General features: G+C 65.6%; 15 protein-coding genes and 1 rRNA gene. 8 read left to right on the top strand and 8 right to left on the bottom strand.

The genetic code is table 11. From position 1 onward, the window contains the following. Window positions 1–10: 10 nt before the first annotated feature. A complete protein-coding gene (gene hemN / locus ACWKWX_RS11805) occupies window positions 11–1,393 on the top strand; it encodes an oxygen-independent coproporphyrinogen III oxidase (protein ID WP_416425868.1) in 1,383 nt (460 codons plus the stop codon). 10 nt (window positions 1,394–1,403) lie between these two features. Here hemN and ACWKWX_RS11800 read toward each other — a convergent pair whose 3' ends face one another. Beyond that, a complete protein-coding gene (locus ACWKWX_RS11800; protein WP_483827815.1) occupies window positions 1,404–1,862 on the bottom strand; it encodes a hypothetical protein in 459 nt (152 codons plus the stop codon). 153 nt (window positions 1,863–2,015) lie between these two features. Between ACWKWX_RS11800 and fnr the strand changes: the two genes are divergently transcribed. Together fnr and ACWKWX_RS11790 are read left to right on the top strand one after the other, a co-directional pair. Beyond that, a complete protein-coding gene (gene fnr, locus ACWKWX_RS11795) occupies window positions 2,016–2,750 on the top strand; it encodes a fumarate/nitrate reduction transcriptional regulator Fnr (RefSeq protein WP_416425871.1) in 735 nt (244 codons plus the stop codon). A gap of 65 nt (window positions 2,751–2,815) precedes the next feature. Continuing rightward, entirely contained in the window at window positions 2,816–3,364 is a 549-nt protein-coding gene (locus ACWKWX_RS11790; RefSeq protein ID WP_416425873.1) for an adenine phosphoribosyltransferase, read from the top strand. Window positions 3,365–3,439: 75 nt separating this feature from the next. On the opposite strand, the gene recR is transcribed toward ACWKWX_RS11790, so the two are convergent. The 4 genes from recR to dnaX form a co-directional block, all read right to left on the bottom strand. Beyond that, a complete protein-coding gene (gene recR / locus ACWKWX_RS11785; RefSeq protein ID WP_416425874.1) occupies window positions 3,440–4,042 on the bottom strand; it encodes a recombination mediator RecR in 603 nt (200 codons plus the stop codon). A 67-nt stretch (window positions 4,043–4,109) separates the two neighbouring features. Further along, window positions 4,110–5,144, bottom strand: a complete 1,035-nt coding sequence (locus ACWKWX_RS11780) for an NADP-dependent oxidoreductase (RefSeq protein WP_473003846.1) — start codon at window positions 5,142–5,144, stop codon at window positions 4,110–4,112. A gap of 191 nt (window positions 5,145–5,335) precedes the next feature. Further along, entirely contained in the window at window positions 5,336–5,662 is a 327-nt protein-coding gene (locus tag ACWKWX_RS11775) for a YbaB/EbfC family nucleoid-associated protein (RefSeq protein ID WP_027981427.1), read from the bottom strand. Window positions 5,663–5,735: 73 nt separating this feature from the next. Continuing rightward, window positions 5,736–7,805: a DNA polymerase III subunit gamma/tau gene (gene dnaX, locus ACWKWX_RS11770; RefSeq protein WP_483827814.1), complete on the bottom strand. Its 2,070-nt coding sequence runs from the start codon at window positions 7,803–7,805 to the stop codon at window positions 5,736–5,738. A gap of 160 nt (window positions 7,806–7,965) precedes the next feature. On the opposite strand from dnaX, the gene ACWKWX_RS11765 reads away from it, so the two are divergent. Both ACWKWX_RS11765 and ACWKWX_RS11760 read left to right on the top strand, forming a co-directional pair. After that, window positions 7,966–8,703 carry a substrate-binding periplasmic protein gene (locus ACWKWX_RS11765; protein ID WP_483827813.1) on the top strand — a complete coding sequence of 246 codons (738 nt, stop codon included), beginning with the start codon at window positions 7,966–7,968 and terminating at the stop codon, window positions 8,701–8,703. A 115-nt stretch (window positions 8,704–8,818) separates the two neighbouring features. Further along, window positions 8,819–9,715: a DUF2167 domain-containing protein gene (locus tag ACWKWX_RS11760; RefSeq protein WP_483827812.1), complete on the top strand. Its 897-nt coding sequence runs from the start codon at window positions 8,819–8,821 to the stop codon at window positions 9,713–9,715. A gap of 6 nt (window positions 9,716–9,721) precedes the next feature. Here ACWKWX_RS11760 and ACWKWX_RS11755 read toward each other — a convergent pair whose 3' ends face one another. Together ACWKWX_RS11755 and ACWKWX_RS11750 are read right to left on the bottom strand one after the other, a co-directional pair. Further along, complete coding sequence (locus ACWKWX_RS11755) at window positions 9,722–10,888, bottom strand: hypothetical protein (RefSeq protein ID WP_483827811.1); 1,167 nt, start codon at window positions 10,886–10,888, stop codon at window positions 9,722–9,724. Between the two features lie 189 nt (window positions 10,889–11,077). After that, entirely contained in the window at window positions 11,078–12,406 is a 1,329-nt protein-coding gene (locus ACWKWX_RS11750) for an aminotransferase-like domain-containing protein (RefSeq protein WP_483827810.1), read from the bottom strand. A gap of 91 nt (window positions 12,407–12,497) precedes the next feature. Here ACWKWX_RS11750 and ACWKWX_RS11745 point away from each other — a divergent pair, with 91 nt between their 5' ends. The 3 genes from ACWKWX_RS11745 to blaOXA all read left to right on the top strand — a co-directional run bounded on the left by ACWKWX_RS11745 (window position 12,498) and on the right by blaOXA (window position 14,910). Continuing rightward, window positions 12,498–13,388, top strand: coding sequence for a DMT family transporter (locus ACWKWX_RS11745; protein ID WP_483827809.1), 891 nt, complete (start codon window positions 12,498–12,500; stop codon window positions 13,386–13,388). A gap of 93 nt (window positions 13,389–13,481) precedes the next feature. Further along, on the top strand, window positions 13,482–13,886 hold the full coding sequence (locus ACWKWX_RS11740) for a hypothetical protein (protein WP_473003854.1): 405 nt from the start codon (window positions 13,482–13,484) through the stop codon (window positions 13,884–13,886). A gap of 226 nt (window positions 13,887–14,112) precedes the next feature. Continuing rightward, window positions 14,113–14,910, top strand: coding sequence for a class D beta-lactamase (gene blaOXA, locus ACWKWX_RS11735; protein WP_483827808.1), 798 nt, complete (start codon window positions 14,113–14,115; stop codon window positions 14,908–14,910). A gap of 91 nt (window positions 14,911–15,001) precedes the next feature. On the opposite strand, the gene rrf is transcribed toward blaOXA, so the two are convergent. Next, window positions 15,002–15,117, bottom strand: a 5S ribosomal RNA gene (gene rrf, locus ACWKWX_RS11730). Between the last annotated feature and the right edge of the window lie 194 nt (window positions 15,118–15,311).

Here is a 15,311-nt window from a genome sequence, read left to right as displayed (position 1 = left end):
GGGAACCCGCATGCTCGACACCCTTGTCTGGGACGCTGACCTGATCCGCCGTCACGATCAGCCAGGCCCGCGCTACACGTCCTACCCAACCGCGGTTCAATTCAACAACCAGGTTGGCTCATTCGACCTGCTGCATGCCCTGCGCGACAGCCGCAAGGCCATGCGCCCGTTGTCGCTGTACGTGCACCTGCCGTTCTGCGCGCACATTTGCTACTACTGCGCCTGCAACAAGGTCATCACCAAGGACCGCGGTCGCGCCCAGCCCTACCTGCAACGCCTGGAACAGGAAATCCAGCTGATCGCCTGCCACCTCGATCCGCGCCAGCCCGTGCAGCAGTTGCACCTGGGCGGCGGCACGCCGACCTTTCTCAGCCATGACGAACTGCGCCAACTGATGGCCACCCTGCGCAGCCACTTCAACCTGCGCCTGGACGATAGTGGCGACTACGGCATCGAGATCGACCCGCGCGAGGCCGACTGGTCGACCATGGGCCTGCTGCGCGAGCTGGGTTTCAACCGCGTCAGCATCGGCGTGCAGGACTTCGACCCGCAGGTGCAGCGCGCGGTGAACCGCCTGCAGAGCCTGGAGGAGACCCGCGCCATCATCGAGGCCGCGCGCACCCTGCAGTACCGCTCGGTGAACCTGGACCTGATATACGGCCTGCCGCGCCAGAGCGTCGAGAGCTTCGGGCGCACCGTCGACGAGGTGATCCAGCTGCAGCCTGACCGCCTCTCGGTGTTCAATTACGCGCACCTGCCCGAGCGCTTCATGCCCCAGCGGCGCATCGACCACGTCGAGCTGCCACCGCCGGGGGTAAAACTGCAGATGCTGCAGCGCACCATCGAGCAGCTGACCGGCGCCGGCTACCGCTACATCGGCATGGACCATTTCGCCCTGCCCGATGACGACCTGGCCATCGCCCAGGAAGAAGGCCAGCTGCAGCGCAACTTCCAGGGCTACACCACCCACGGCCATTGCGACCTGATCGGCCTCGGCGTGTCAGCCATCAGCCAAGTGGGCGACCTCTACAGCCAGAACAGCAGCGACCTCAACGAATACCAGGCGGCCCTGGCCGATGCCCAACTGGCCACCGCCCGCGGCCTGGGCTGCAGCGCCGATGACCGCCTGCGGCGGGCGGTGATCCAGCAGCTGATCTGCCACTTCGAGCTGGCGTTTGCCGACATCGAACAACGCTTCAACGTGGATTTTCGCGGCTACTTCGCCGACATCTGGCCGCAACTGCAGGCCATGGCCGCCGATGGCCTGATTGAATTGAACGACGCGGGCATGACCGTACGCCCGGTGGGCCGCCTGCTGGTGCGCTCATTGTGCATGCTGTTCGACGCACACCTTGAACCGCACAACCGCCAGCGTTTCTCCCGTGTCATCTGAGCCCGCCGGCTTACCTCGCCGCCAGCGCCCCGGCCTGGATCACCTGCTCGGGCGACAGGTTCTGGTCCTTCATGGCTTGCCCCAGGCTGTTGGTGGCCACCAGCAACGCCGCGTTGATGGCGTTGATCGCGCTTTGCAGCGCGGCCATACGCGCCTGGCGCTGCTGTGCGGGCAAGTCCTTGTCGTTGACCAGGGCCTGCAGCTCGGCGATTTTCTCGGCCAACTGCTTCTTCAATTCGCGGATCATTTTCAGGGTTTGCTGGATGGTCGGCGGCAACCCGCTTTCCTCTATGTCCTTATTGTTACTTTGGCTCGCGGCCTTGCTCACCCCTACCGCAGACAGGGTCACGGACACCGCCGGCGTGGCTGCAGGCTCGGTGCCATCATTGCTGGCCGCGGGCTGCGGATTACTGTCATGAATCTGCCATTGACTGGTGGTCGGCGTGTTGCGCGGGTCGAAAGTGAGCATCGCAAGGCTCCATGCGGATAGCGTGATGTCATTTGTATCGACAATGAAATAAATAACATGAGGCGCTTTCCATGACTAAACCGCGGCTGGTCTCATACGTTTCAAAGGCGTACCCTTACAGTCATTGTGTGTTTTTCCAAAGGATTTGAACTGATGTCCGAGCCAGTAAAAGTACGTACTGTCACTCAGGCCCACTGCAAGGATTGCAGCCTGGCACCCCTGTGCCTGCCCCTGTCGTTGAACCTGGAAGACATGGACGCCCTGGACGAGATCGTCAAGCGTGGCCGCCCGCTGAAGAAAGGCGAATACCTGTTCCGCCAGGGCGACCGCTTCGGTTCCGTGTACGCCGTACGCTCCGGCGCGCTGAAAACCTTCAGCCTCAGCGACGGTGGCGAAGAGCAGATCACCGGCTTCCACCTGCCCAGCGAACTGGTGGGCCTGTCGGGCATGGACGCGGAGGCCTACCCGGTCACCGCCCAGGCCCAGGAAACCACCTCGGTGTGTGAAATACCCTTCGAACGCCTGGACGAACTGAGCGTGCAATTGCCGCAGCTGCGGCGCCAGCTGATGCGCGTCATGAGCCGGGAGATTCGCGACGACCAGCAGATGATGTTGCTGCTGTCGAAGAAATCCGCCGACGAACGGATCGCCACGTTCCTGGTCAACCTCTCGGCGCGGTTCCGCGCCCGCGGCTTCTCGGCCAACCAGTTCCGCCTGAGCATGTCGCGCAACGAGATCGGCAATTACCTGGGCCTGGCCGTGGAGACGGTGTCGCGGGTGTTCACACGCTTCCAGCAAAGCGAGCTGATTGCCGCCGAGGGCAAGGAGATCCACATCCTCGACCCCATCCAGTTGTGCGCCCTGGCCGGCGGCACCCTGGAAGCCTGATTTCGACCTGACCGATCGAACAGGTATACTGGCGGGCATATTTTGCCTGCCAGGACCTTCCCACGATGGTTATCGATACCTTCAGCTTCAAATCCCTGATCCGCCCCGTCGTGGACTTCCCCAAGCCCGGTGTCATCTTCCGTGACATCACCCCACTGTTCCAGTCGCCCAAGGCGCTGCGCATGGTGATCGACAGCTTCGTGCACCGCTACATCGACGCCGACTTCACCCACATCGGCGCCATGGACGCCCGCGGCTTCCTGATCGGCTCCATCGTCGCCCACGAGCTGAACAAGCCGCTGATCCTGTTCCGCAAGCAGGGCAAGCTGCCCGCCGACGTGCTGGCCGAGGGCTACAAGACCGAATACGGCGAAGCGTTCCTGGAAGTGCACGCCGACAGCCTGTGCGAAGGCGACTCGGTGATTCTGTTCGACGACCTGATCGCCACCGGCGGCACCCTGATCGCCGCCGCCAACCTGGTGCGCCGCATGGGCGCGCGCGTGCATGAAGCCAGCGCGATCATCGACCTGCCGGAGCTGCTGGGTTCCCAGCGCCTGGAAGACATGGGTATTCCGACGTTCTGCCTGACCAACTTTGCGTTGACCGACATGTAATGCCAGACGCGGCCTGCGGCCGCTGCTACGGGTTGTGTAGCAGCGGCCGCAGGCCGCGTCCGCCGCACCGCCAATTCAAAGACTGATCGGCTTGCGCCCGGCAAACGAATGCGCCAGCGTGCCGCCGTCGACCATCTCCAGCTCGCCGCCCAGCGGCACGCCGTGGGCAATGCGCGAGGCCACCAGGCCCTTGCTGGCCAGCAGCTGGGCGATGTAATGGGCCGTGGCCTCGCCTTCAACCGTAGGGTTGGTGGCCAGGATCACCTCGGTGAAGGTGCCCTGCGCTTCGATGCGCGCCATCAGTTGCGGAATGCCGATGGCCTCCGGGCCCAGGCCGTCCAGCGGTGACAGGTGGCCCTTGAGCACGAAGTAGCGGCCACGGTAGCCGGTCTGCTCCACCGCATACACGTCCACCGGGCCTTCCACCACGCACAGCAGGGTGTCGTCACGGCGGTGGTCGGCGCATTGCGGGCACAGGTCCTGCTCTGTCAGCGTGCGGCACAGGCGGCAGTGGCCCACGCCTTCCATGGCCTGGCTCAAGGCCTGGGCCAGCCGGGTGCCACCGCTGCGGTCACGCTCCAGCAGTTGCAGCGCCATGCGTTGGGCGGATTTCTGACCCACGCCTGGCAAGGTGCGCAGGGCGTCGATCAGTTGGCGGATCAGTGGGCTGAAGCTCATGGGGTAAACGCCTGACAAAAACAACGAGACGCGGTTTATACCCGCGCCTCCGGGTGGCGTCAAATGCTCACGCCTCTGACACTTTGACCACCAGCTTGCCGAAGTTGCGCCCTTGCAGCAGCCCGATGAATGCCTCGGGGGCATTCTCCAAGCCGTCCACCACGTCCTCGCGGAAGCGCACCTTGCCGTCGCGCACCCAGGGCAGCATGGCTGCGGTGAATTCGGCCTGGCGGTCGCCGAAGTCGTCGAAGACGATAAAGCCCTGCATGCGGATGCGCTTGGTCAGCAGCAGCCGTGGCAGCAGCGACAGGCGGTCGGGGCCAGCCGGCAGTTCCGTGGCGTTGTACTGGGCGATCAGCCCACACACCGGAATGCGCGCGCAGGGGTTGAGCAGCGGCATCACCGCGTCGAACACCGCGCCGCCGACGTTCTCGAAATAGATGTCGATGCCCTGGTCGCAAGTGGCGGCCAGGTCCTGGGCGAAGGTTGGCGACTTGTGGTCCAGGCAGGCATCGAAGCCCAGTTCGTCCACCACGTAGCGGCACTTGTCGGCACCGCCGGCCACACCCACCACTTTCAAGCCCTTGAGCTTGGCCACCTGCCCCACCACCGAACCTACGGCGCCGGACGCTGCGGCCACCACCAGGGTTTCACCGGCCTTGGGCTCGCCGATGTGCATCAGCCCCATGTAGGCAGTCATGCCGGGCATGCCCAGCACGCCCAGGGCCAGGGACGGGTTGGGGATGCCGGCGGGCAGCACGATGAGGTCGTCGCCGTTGGAGATGCTGTGGCTCTGCCAGCCGGTCATGCCCACCACCTGGTCGCCCACATGGTATTTGGGGTGGCGCGACTGCTCGACCACACTCACGGCGCCGCCGGTCATCACCTCGTCGATCTGCACCGGCGCGGCGTAGGACGGCGCGTCGCTCATGCGCCCACGCATGTAGGGGTCCAGCGACAGATAGAGGGTGCGCAGCAGCACCTGGCCGTCTTCAAGGTCCGGCAGCGCCACGCGCTCCAAGCGGAAGTTTTCCGGGGTGGGGGCGCCCTTGGGGCGCGAAACCAGCACGATGCGCTGGTTGAGGGTGAGGTCCTGTGACATCGAAGGGCTCCTTGGTAGAGGGCAATACAGATGCAGACCCTACCACGCCCCCCGACGTTCCCCGTAGCAGCGGCCGAAGGCCGCGTCCCGGGCACCGCGTTACCCCCTGACGCGGCCTGGCGGCCGCTGCTACGGGGCTGAAATGACAATGCCAGGCGGGGGCCTGGCATTGGGGTGCAGCGCAAGGTGCCTTAGAACGGCATCTTGAAACCTGGAGGCAGTTGCATGCCAGCGGTCATGCCGCCCATTTTTTCCTGGCTGTTGGCTTCGATCTTGCGCACGGCGTCGTTGACGGCGGCGGCGATCAGGTCTTCCAGCACTTCCTTGTCTTCCTGCATCAGGCTGTCATCCAGGCTGATGCGCTTGACGTCGTGACGACCGGTCATCACCACGCTCACCAGGCCGGCGCCGGATTGACCGGTCACTTCGGCGTTGGCCAGTTCTTCCTGCATCTTGGCCATTTTTTCCTGCATCTGCTGCGCCTGCTTCATCAAGCCGGCCATGCCACCTTTCATCATGGGGATCACCTCATCGGTTGTTTGGTTGGCCGCGCGGCGCCTCGCTCAGGAGGCACCGCGCGTGGTTAACGGGTTACTGGCTTTGGCTGACCAAAGCGTCGACAGGTTCAATAGTATCCTCACGCACCACCGCGCCGAACTGGCGAATCATCTGCTGGATGAACGGATCGCCATGGATCGAAGCCTCGGCTTCGCCCTGGCGCTCGGCGCGGCGACGCGACGCCGCCTGGGCCGGGGTTTCCTGCTCGGGGCGGATCAGCTCCATGGTCAGCGTCAGGGTGCGGCCGTGGTACTGGTTCAGCGCCTCGTTCAGGCGGCGCTGCTGGGTGGCGTTGAACAGCGCGCTGTGGGCCGGGTCCAGGTGCAGCAGCCAGTGATCGCCGTCCACGGCAATCAGGGTGCAGTTGGCGGCGATGCTGCCGGTCATGCCGGAAATCGGCAGTTTCGGGAACAGTTCCAGCCATTGCAGGGCCAGGCCGGTGGCCGGCTTGGAGGCTGGCAGCGGCTCGGGGGCGGCCACCGGTTCGGGTGCGCTCTCGCTGGCCAGTTCGTCCAGGTAGCTGTAGCCCCCGGCGTCCATATCCGGCGCGTAGTAGTCCTCGTCCATCGGCGGTTCGTCGTCGCGGTCCATGCCGGCAGGCATGTACTCGATGGGCGGCACGTCCATTTCCGGAGCCGGCGGCACCACGCTGGCGGGCACGGGCGTCGGCATGGGCGTGAGCGCCGGTTGTTCGGCGACCACGTCCAGCAGGGGTTCTTCCAGGGGCACCGGCAACGGGTCCGGCTCCACTTGGGCGGCGGGCGGCGGCTCGATGGGCGCCGGCTCGTTCCACGGCAGGTCGCCATCGGCCACGGCCGGCGCTGGCTGGGCCGGTGGCTCAGCGATGGGTGCAGGCGCGGGCGGCGCCACCACCGGTGCGGGCGGTGGCGCGACAGGGGCCGGTGCGGGGGCGGCAATGGCCGCCACGGTGGGCGCGGCAGCCGGGGCTTGCGGGGACTCAGCCGTGGCTTGGCTGGTCCCCACCGGCTTTAGCACCGGCCTGGGAGCATCGCCGGTATCCGCCGGGCGGAAGGCCAGCATGCGCAGCAGCACCATCTCGAAGCCGCTGCGCGGGTCCGGTGCCAGCGGCAGGTCACGACGGCCGATCAGGCCCATCTGGTAATAAAACTGTACGTCCTCGGCCGGCAGCGCCTGGGCCACCGCCAATACGCGGTCACGGTCGCCGTGGCCGTTGTCCACGGCCTCCGGCAACGCCTGGGCCACGGCCACGCGGTGCAGCACGTTGAGCATTTCCGCCAGCACGCCGTTCCAGTCCGGGCCCTGTTCGGCCAGGTGGCGCACGGCTTCCAGCAGTGCACGGGCGTCGCCTTCGAGCAACGCCTGCAGCACGCCGTACACCTGGCCGTGGTCCAGGGTGCCGAGCATGGCACGCACGTCAGCGGCCAGCACCTTGCCTTCACCGAAGGCAATGGCCTGGTCGGTGAGGCTCATGGCGTCGCGCATGGAGCCATCGGCGGCGCGGCCCAGCAGCCACAGGGCGTCGTCCTCGAACGGCACCTGTTCGGCGCCCAGTACGTGGCTGAGGTGCTCGACCACCCGCTCCGGGGTCATGTTCTTCAGGGAGAACTGCAGGCAGCGCGACAGGATGGTGGCGGGCAGCTTCTGCGGGTCGGTGGTGGCGAGGATGAACTTGACGTAGGGCGGCGGCTCTTCCAGCGTTTTCAGCAAGGCGTTGAACGAGTGGCTGGAAAGCATGTGCACTTCGTCGATCAGGTAGACCTTGAAGCGCCCGCGGCTCGGGGCGTACTGCACGTTGTCGAGCAGCTCGCGGGTGTCCTCGACCTTGGTGCGGCTGGCGGCGTCGATCTCGATCAGGTCGACGAAGCGGCCCTCGTCGATCTCGCGGCACACCGAACATTCGCCGCATGGCGTGGAGGTAATGCCAGTCTCGCAGTTCACGCACTTGGCGATGATACGGGCGATGGTGGTCTTGCCCACGCCGCGGGTACCGGTGAACAGGTAGGCGTGGTGCAGGCGCTGGTTGTCCAGCGCATTGATCAGAGCCTTGAGCACATGGGTCTGGCCAACCATTTCGCGGAAGGAGCGCGGACGCCATTTACGGGCAAGAACCTGATAACTCATCGAAAACCGTCGCAACTAGAATGCCAAAGACCGCTAATCGTAGCGGAGCAGGGGCAAAAATGCATCCAATGCTTGCCGATCAAGCGTCACCGGGCATGACGAAGGCCAGATAGTGGCTAAGCTGATGGCTTGTACGCGTTTTTACGGCATGGAGACGCCGATGCGCCTGACCTTGACCGCGCTGCTGCTGATTGCCGGCCAATGCCTGGGGGCGCCCGCGCCGCTGCGCTTTTCCATCGCCGAAAGCTGGACCATGCCCCTGGTGCAAGTGACCAATGGCGCACCCACCCAGGGCATCCTGTACGACATGATGCAGAGCCTGGCGCGCCAGGTGGGGGCGCCCGCCGAATTCCACGTCATCGCCCGCCTGCGCCTGCAGGCTGCCATGGAGCATGGCGACGTGGACGTGCGCTGCTACGCCGCCCAGTCGTGGCTGCCGGGGCTGTCGGGCGACTATATATGGAGCCTGCCGCTGATCACCCAGCGCGACTACCTGGTGGCCCGCGCCGACGATAGCCAGCCCGTGAACCTCGACACCCTGCCCGCCCAGCCCATCGGCACCGTGCTGGGCTACACCTATGACGCCCTGCAGGCGCGCCTGGCCAGCGGCCAACTGGTCCGCGACGACGCCCGCGGCCAGGACCAGGTCCTGCAGAAGCTGCTGGCGCGCCGCTACCGCTACGCCATGACCAACAAGCTGTCCCTGGACTGGTTCAACCGGCAATTGCCGCCGGCCCAGCAGCTCAAGCCGGTGGCCTTCGTCGAGGAGCAGGCGCTGGGCTGCTACGTGCGCAACGACCCGGCGGTGCCGGTGCAACGGATATTGCGCACCCTGCTGCGCATGAAGATGTCCGGCGAGATCGACCAACTGGTGCAGCACTACACCGGCCCCCCGTAGCAGCTGCCGAAGGCTGCGTCAGTTCCACGCTCGGTCCCCGGGACGCAGCCTTCGGCAGCTGCTACGGATTGTTGTATCATCCTCGACAAATTGATTCAAAATGTAAGGGAATACAATGAAATACCTGCGCCCCCTCCTGGCCGCGGCGTTGCTGTGCGCCGTGCAACTTCCCGCCTACGCCGATGCGCCGCCCGCCGCCGCGCAAACCCGCCCGGCCATGACTGCCGAACAATTGCTGGCTTCGCTCAAGCCCCAGCACGGCACCGTCCAGCTGCCGGGCGACATCGCCACCCTGACGCTCAACGACGACTTCTATTACCTGTCCCCCGCCGACACCGAGCGCGTGCTGAACATCGGCTGGGGCAACCCGCCCGGCATCAAGACCCTGGGCATGATCGTGCCGAAGGCCACCAACCTGCTGTCCGAGGGCGGCTGGGGCGTGATTGTCAGCTACACCGAGGACGGCCACATCGCCGACGATGACGCGGCCAAGATCGACTACAACCAGTTGCTCAAGGACATGCAGGCCGAGGACGAGGACGACAACAAGGCGCGCCACGAGCAAGGCTACGACGGCATTACCCTGGTGGGCTGGGCCGAACCGCCGCACTACGACCAACAGAGCCACAAGATCTACTGGGCCAAGGAACTCAAGGCCGAGCACGCCGACGTCAACAGCCTGAACTACAGCATTCGCGTGCTGGGGCGCAAAGGCGTGCTGGAGCTCAACGCCGTGGCCGCCATGAGCGACCTGCCGACCATCAAGCGCGAGCTGCCCCAGGTGATGGGCTTCGCCGATTTCACCGACGGCAACCGCTACGCCGACTACAGCCCTGCCACCGACAAGCTGGCCGCCTACGGCCTGGCCTCGCTGGTGGCGGGCGGCGTCGCCAGCAAGGCCGGCTTGTTCGCCAAGCTGGGGCTGATGCTGCTGGCGCTGAAGAAATTCGTGATCATCGGCGTGGTGGCCGTCGCGGCGTTCTTGCGCAAGCTGTTCAGCCGCCAGCGCTGAAGGCCATCACGACGCCACGGCGGCAGGCCCCAGCAACGCCTCGGTGCTATGGCTGAAGCCGCCGTCGTCGGTGCCCAGCATGCGGTTGTAGATCAGGCGGCTGAGCACCGACTGCGGCAGGTTGAAGTTGCGCCGGAACGGCGTGACGACCCATTCATTGGCCATGGTTTTCTCCATCAGCCGCTCGAAACTGCCCACCACGGTCTTGGCCGCATGGTCGCGGCTGACCCCGCCACGCTGGTAGAACGCCGCGGCATCCCGAGCTGCCCGGTACAGCACGTTGCACACCTGGGCCACGGTATAGCTGCGCAACGCCGTGACGATCATGGCTCGGGTCTTGTCGCCGGCGCGGTAGCCCAGGCGGTACTCCTCCAGGGCCATCTCCAGGAACGCCAGGCATTCGAGCAACGCCAGTTCGTCGCAGCAGGCGCGCAGCTCCGTTGCCCCGGCGAGGAGGAAATCAGGGTGCAGGACGTGATGCTCCAGCACCTCGTATAGCGCAGGCCCGGCAAGGCCCGGCACGATGGGCAGCCAGCGCACTTCATTGAAGTGCACGCGGGCGTTCTGGTCCTTGTCCAGATCGATGGCGGCCGGGTCCGAGGCCGGGTCCACGGCGATCACCCCCGCGCGCCACAGGTCATTGATCAGCTCCCGGTCCATGTCGCGCTGGGGCGTCAACCGTTCCTGGCGCACCTGGCAGTAGGGGCGGATGTGCGACAGGTCCTCGCTGCCGGCGTACTTCAGCAAGGCCAGCAGGTACAGGCAGTGGCGTGGCGCCAGCGCCGACAGTGGCCGCCCCTCGGCCATGGCCTGCTCGAACGCCTGCACGATGCGCAGGCGCTTGGCGATGGCCAGTTGTTCCTGTTCGCTGGCCTGGCATGCGTCGCAGCGAAACGGCCGCCCCTCGCTGCGGGAAATGAAATCGGTACGGGTGGCGAACAGCAGCGGCTCGGCGCAGCGTGCGCATTTCATCACCGTGGACCAGGCCCGGGAATGGCGCCGCACCACGGCCGTCAGCTCGGACTGGCTCAGGCCTTCGTCGCGGTAGATGCGCGCCACGGTCTCGGCGAACCGCCCGCTGTCGGCGTCCAGGCGCCAGTAGCGCAGGCACAGGGCACGTGTCTCGGGGTCGGCGTCCAGGTACTCGATATACAGGCCTGGGTGTTCGGTCATGGGGCTGGTCTCGGGTGGCTTTTACAGTGCCACCACTGTAGAGCCCCCGCCGTGGCGAGGAAGCCGGACGAGTCCCAAGCAAAAGCGTGAAATTTCCGAAGCCCTTGAAGTGCGCTTCCTACATACGCGCCAGGCCGCGTCCGGGGCAAGGCGGTGCCAAGGACGCGGCCTGGGGCCGCTGCTACGGGGTTAGTAAGTGCCCACCACGTGGCGTACGCGCTCCAGGGCATGGCGCAGCGCGCCCATGTCCACCGAGCCCAGCGCCAACCGGATGGCGTGGGGCACGTGCGCCGAGGTGGCGAACGGCTCGGCGGTCGACACCGCCACCTGCTCGCGCAACAGCGCCACGGCCACCTGGTCGGCGCGCAGTTCCTCGGGCAGCGGCAGCCAGATGAAGTAAGACGCAGGGTGGCGCACCAGCGGCATGCCCTTGAGCACCTGCCCTGCCAGGACTTGCCGGCCCCGTGCGTCCTGGCGCTTGTAGGCCTCGCACTGGCTGACCGTGCCGTCCTTCAGCCACTGGCAGGCGATGGCCGTCATCACCCCCGGGGTGTTCCAGTGGGTGGCGCGGATCATCCGCTCGATGGCCGCCACCCACGGCAGCGGCGCCGCCACGAAGCCCACCCGCAGGCCGGTGGCCACGCTCTTGGAAAATCCCGAGACATAGACCGTGCGTTCCGGCGCGAAGGTGGCCAAGGGGGGCGGTGCATCCACTACCAGAAAGGCGTAGGCAGCGTCCTCGATGACGATCAGATCATGCCGACGCGCCACTGCCGCCAGCTGTTCACGCTGCGCGCCTTCCATCACCCATCCCAGCGGGTTCTGCAGGGTCGGCATGCAGTACAGCGCCCGCACGCGACGGCGCTGGCACAACGCATCCAGCGCCTCGAGGTCAGGCCCTTGCCCTTTCACCGGGATCGGCACCAGTTCCACCCGATGGGCCTCGGCGACAATCTTGAACCCCGGGTAGGTCAAGGCATCCACTGCCACCACGTCACCGGGCTGCAGCAGCCCCATCACCGTCACGGCCAGGCCGTGCTGGGCGCCCGTGACAATCAGCGTCTGTTCGGCGCTCACCTCCAGCCCCTGGGCCTGCAGGTACCCCGCCATCGCTGCGCGCTCCAACGGCCGGCCGGCGTGGGGCTGGTAACGCAGCAGCGCCTCCAGGTCGCCGGCGGTGGCGAGGTTGCGCAGCGCAGTGCGCAGCCTGTCGGCCTGGCCGGGCATGGAGGGGTAATTGAAATTGAGGTCGAGCATGCCGGCGGCCACGGGCGCCTGATCCACGCCGTGGCCGGCGGGCAACTGGGTGTCGCGCACGAAGGTGCCGCGGCCGGTCTCGCCACTGACCAGGCCCATGCTCGCCAGCTCGGCGTACACCCGCGTCGCCGTCACCAGCGCCAGGCCATGCTCGCCGGCCAACTCGCGATGGGTAGGCAAGCGCGTGCCCGGCAGCAGGCGGCCGGCATGAATGTCAGCAGCAAAACTGTCGACCAGTTGCTTGTAACGAGCGCGGGCCATAGGCAGATGTATCCATGACAATCATTTGATTGTGCTGATTTTCGCTCCTAGGATGGATCGCTTGCAATCCCCACTCCCTTCAGGAAACGCCATGGAACGCACCAGCACCACCGCCCCCTTCGCCAAGCCCTCCAGCGGCTGGCTCAACGGTTTCATCGGCGTGCTGATCTTCAGCGGCTCGCTGCCCGCCACGCGCCTGGCGGTGCTGGATTTCGACCCGCTGTTCCTCACCGTTGCCCGCGCCACGCTGGCGGGGTTGCTGGCCCTGGCCGTGTTACTGTGGTTCAAGGAGCGGCGCCCGGGGCGTGGACAGCTGTTCTCGTTGGGCATCGTGGCGCTGGGCGTGGTGGTCGGCTTCCCGCTGCTGACGGCCCTGGCGCTGCGCCATGTCACCTCTGCCCATTCCATCGTCTTCCTCGGCCTGCTGCCCATGGCCACGGCAATGTTTGCCGTGCTGCGCGGCGGCGAGCGGCCGCGGCCGGCGTTCTGGCTGTTCTCGGTGATCGGTGCCCTGCTGGTGGTCGGCTACGCCATGGCGCAGGGAGTGTCAGCCGCGCCCCTGGGCGACCTCCTGATGCTCTGCGCGGTGCTGGTCTGCGGCCTGGGCTACGCCGAGGGCGCTGCCCTGTCGCGCAGCCTGGGCGGCTGGCAGGTGATCTCCTGGGCGCTGGTGCTGGCCCTGCCCTTCATGGCCGTGGCCACTGCGCTGCTGATGCCGCCCAGCTTCGCCAACGTGCACCTGGCCGGCTGGCTGAGCCTGGGCTACGTGGCGTTGTTCAGCATGTTCATCGGCTTTGTGTTCTGGTACCGCGGCCTGGCCCAGGGTGGCATCGCGACAGTGGGGCAACTGCAGTTGCTGCAACCGTTCTTCGGCCTGGCGTTGGCAGCGACGGTGCTCGGGGAGCAAGTGAGCTGGGGAATGCTGGGGGTGACGGTGGGCGTGATTGGCTGTGTGGCCGGGGTGCGGCGGTTCGGGCGCTGAGGCCAGCACTTGCATCTTGCTTGACACTCGAGCACCGCGCCAAGCAGTGTAGAGGCGCACAACGGTCAATCTTCTTCCCTGCCAAGGATGCCTATGCCGACTGTAATGGATTACGCCGCCCTGCTCGCCCTCGCCGAGAAAACCGCCGCCGTTACCATTCCCTGTAGCTGTATCGCCAAACCCCTGGTGGGGTGGGAGGGCTGGCCGGTGACCTTGCGCGAAGCCCAGTTCACCCAGGTAGGCACCCTTGCGCAGTTCGACGCCGACCAGGCCACGCTTGACGAATACCACCCCACAGGCACCAGTTACTGGTCAGCGCAAGCGCCCATCGCGCCGCTGTATTACCCCTACAACCAATGCGGGGTGTGGCAGTGCAGCGCATGCGGGCGGGCCTACCTGCGCTACAACGACGATGGCGCCTACCACTCCGAAAGCCGTATCCGGCTGCTTGGCGCCACATTGCTGGTGGACGCCCCGCACCCGCACGGCGGGCGCTGACAGCCTACGTGTACCAACGGCTCAAGGGCACGGCCTGCACGGTGGTGAACAGGTCGATCATGCGCAGCAGGTAGGTACGCTGCTCGCGCAGCGTCGCGGCAAAGTCTCTGAAAGTGAAGATCAAAAGCCTACCTTAGCAGGAGTGGCGGGCCTAGACGCAGCCTGCGGCAGCGGCTACGTGAGTCTAGAGTTGCTTTATCCGCCCTACAGCAGAAACGGAAATTCCATGTTCAGACGGACCTTGGCGATCCTCACCGCCCTTACCACGCTTCCCGCCCAGGCCGGCACCCTGTGCAACCTGGTCACCGACGCGAAAACCTCCGCCGTCCTTGAGCAAACCGGCGACTGCACCACCCGCGTCACCCCCGCCTCCACCTTCAAGCTCGCCATCAGCCTGATGGGCTTTGATGCCGGTTACCTGCACGACGCCCACACCCCGCTGCTCAACTACCAACCCGGCGACCCCGACTGGGGTGGTGCCAACTGGCTGCAACCCACCGACCCGGCGCGCTGGATCAAATACTCGGTGGTCTGGTACTCCCAGCGCATCACTCATGCCCTGGGGGCCGCCAAGGTCGGCCACTACACCCGCGCGTTCCGCTACGGCAACGCCGACCTGTCTGGCGACCCGGGCAAAGCCAACGGCCTGGACCGCGCCTGGATCGGCTCCTCGCTTAAAATCTCGCCGGTGGAACAAGCCGCGTTCCTGCAACGGCTGGTGAACCGCACGTTGCCGGTGAGCCGCCATGCCATGGACATGACTGCACGGCTGGCGCTGATTGATGAACGCCCTGACGGTTGGGAAATACATGGCAAGACGGGCATGGCGTACCCACGCGATGCCAATGGGGTGAGCGATGAAGCCCATGGCTATGGATGGTTTGTGGGCTGGGGTATGAAGGCTGGGCGCACGGTGGTGTTCGTACGGCTGGTGCAGGACGAGCAGGCCGGGGGTGTTTCAGCAGGATTGCGAGCGCGCGGGGAAGTGCTGCGCGATTGGCCCACAATAACAACCCACCCGTAGCAGCGGCCGCAGGCCGCGTCCGGGATTTTTTGCACACGCCAGAAAGACAAAACCCCCACCTGCCTGCGCAGATGGGGGTTTCGGAATTTAATCTTGACGATGACCTACTCTCACATGGGGAAACCCCACACTACCATCGGCGATGCATCGTTTCACTGCTGAGTTCGGGATGGGATCAGGTGGTTCCAATGCTCTATGGTCGTCAAGAAATTCTGTAGCCAGGATGCCCTTTGGGAAGCATTCCAGCGAATCGGGTATGTGATGGTATTTGTGAAATGCAAACTTTCGGTTCGTATCATCTTCACAACACCGCAATCTGGTCGTTCGACGCAAATTGCTTGGGTGTTATATGGTCAAGCCTCACGGGCAATTAGTATTGGTTAGCTCAACGCCTCACAGCG

The sequence above is a fragment of the Pseudomonas imperatae genome, assembly GCF_057128625.1.
This window is presented reverse-complemented; position numbering and strand designations above follow the sequence as displayed.

Bases quoted from the DNA above. Each gene is read 5' to 3' on its own strand.
- ACWKWX_RS11790 (WP_416425873.1), top strand. From the start codon at position 2,816: ATGGTTATCGATACCTTCAGCTTCAAATCCCTGATCCGCCCCGTCGTG.
- ACWKWX_RS11745 (WP_483827809.1), top strand. From the start codon at position 12,498: ATGGAACGCACCAGCACCACCGCCCCCTTCGCCAAGCCCTCCAGCGGC.
- ACWKWX_RS11755 (WP_483827811.1), bottom strand. From the start codon at position 10,888: ATGACCGAACACCCAGGCCTGTATATCGAGTACCTGGACGCCGACCCC.
- recR (WP_416425874.1), bottom strand. From the start codon at position 4,042: ATGAGCTTCAGCCCACTGATCCGCCAACTGATCGACGCCCTGCGCACC.
- blaOXA (WP_483827808.1), top strand. From the start codon at position 14,113: ATGTTCAGACGGACCTTGGCGATCCTCACCGCCCTTACCACGCTTCCC.
- dnaX (WP_483827814.1), bottom strand. From the start codon at position 7,805: ATGAGTTATCAGGTTCTTGCCCGTAAATGGCGTCCGCGCTCCTTCCGC.
- ACWKWX_RS11760 (WP_483827812.1), top strand. From the start codon at position 8,819: ATGAAATACCTGCGCCCCCTCCTGGCCGCGGCGTTGCTGTGCGCCGTG.
- ACWKWX_RS11775 (WP_027981427.1), bottom strand. From the start codon at position 5,662: ATGATGAAAGGTGGCATGGCCGGCTTGATGAAGCAGGCGCAGCAGATG.
- ACWKWX_RS11780 (WP_473003846.1), bottom strand. From the start codon at position 5,144: ATGTCACAGGACCTCACCCTCAACCAGCGCATCGTGCTGGTTTCGCGC.
- ACWKWX_RS11765 (WP_483827813.1), top strand. From the start codon at position 7,966: ATGCGCCTGACCTTGACCGCGCTGCTGCTGATTGCCGGCCAATGCCTG.
- ACWKWX_RS11740 (WP_473003854.1), top strand. From the start codon at position 13,482: ATGCCGACTGTAATGGATTACGCCGCCCTGCTCGCCCTCGCCGAGAAA.
- ACWKWX_RS11750 (WP_483827810.1), bottom strand. From the start codon at position 12,406: ATGGCCCGCGCTCGTTACAAGCAACTGGTCGACAGTTTTGCTGCTGAC.
- fnr (WP_416425871.1), top strand. From the start codon at position 2,016: ATGTCCGAGCCAGTAAAAGTACGTACTGTCACTCAGGCCCACTGCAAG.
- hemN (WP_416425868.1), top strand. From the start codon at position 11: ATGCTCGACACCCTTGTCTGGGACGCTGACCTGATCCGCCGTCACGAT.
- ACWKWX_RS11800 (WP_483827815.1), bottom strand. From the start codon at position 1,862: ATGCTCACTTTCGACCCGCGCAACACGCCGACCACCAGTCAATGGCAG.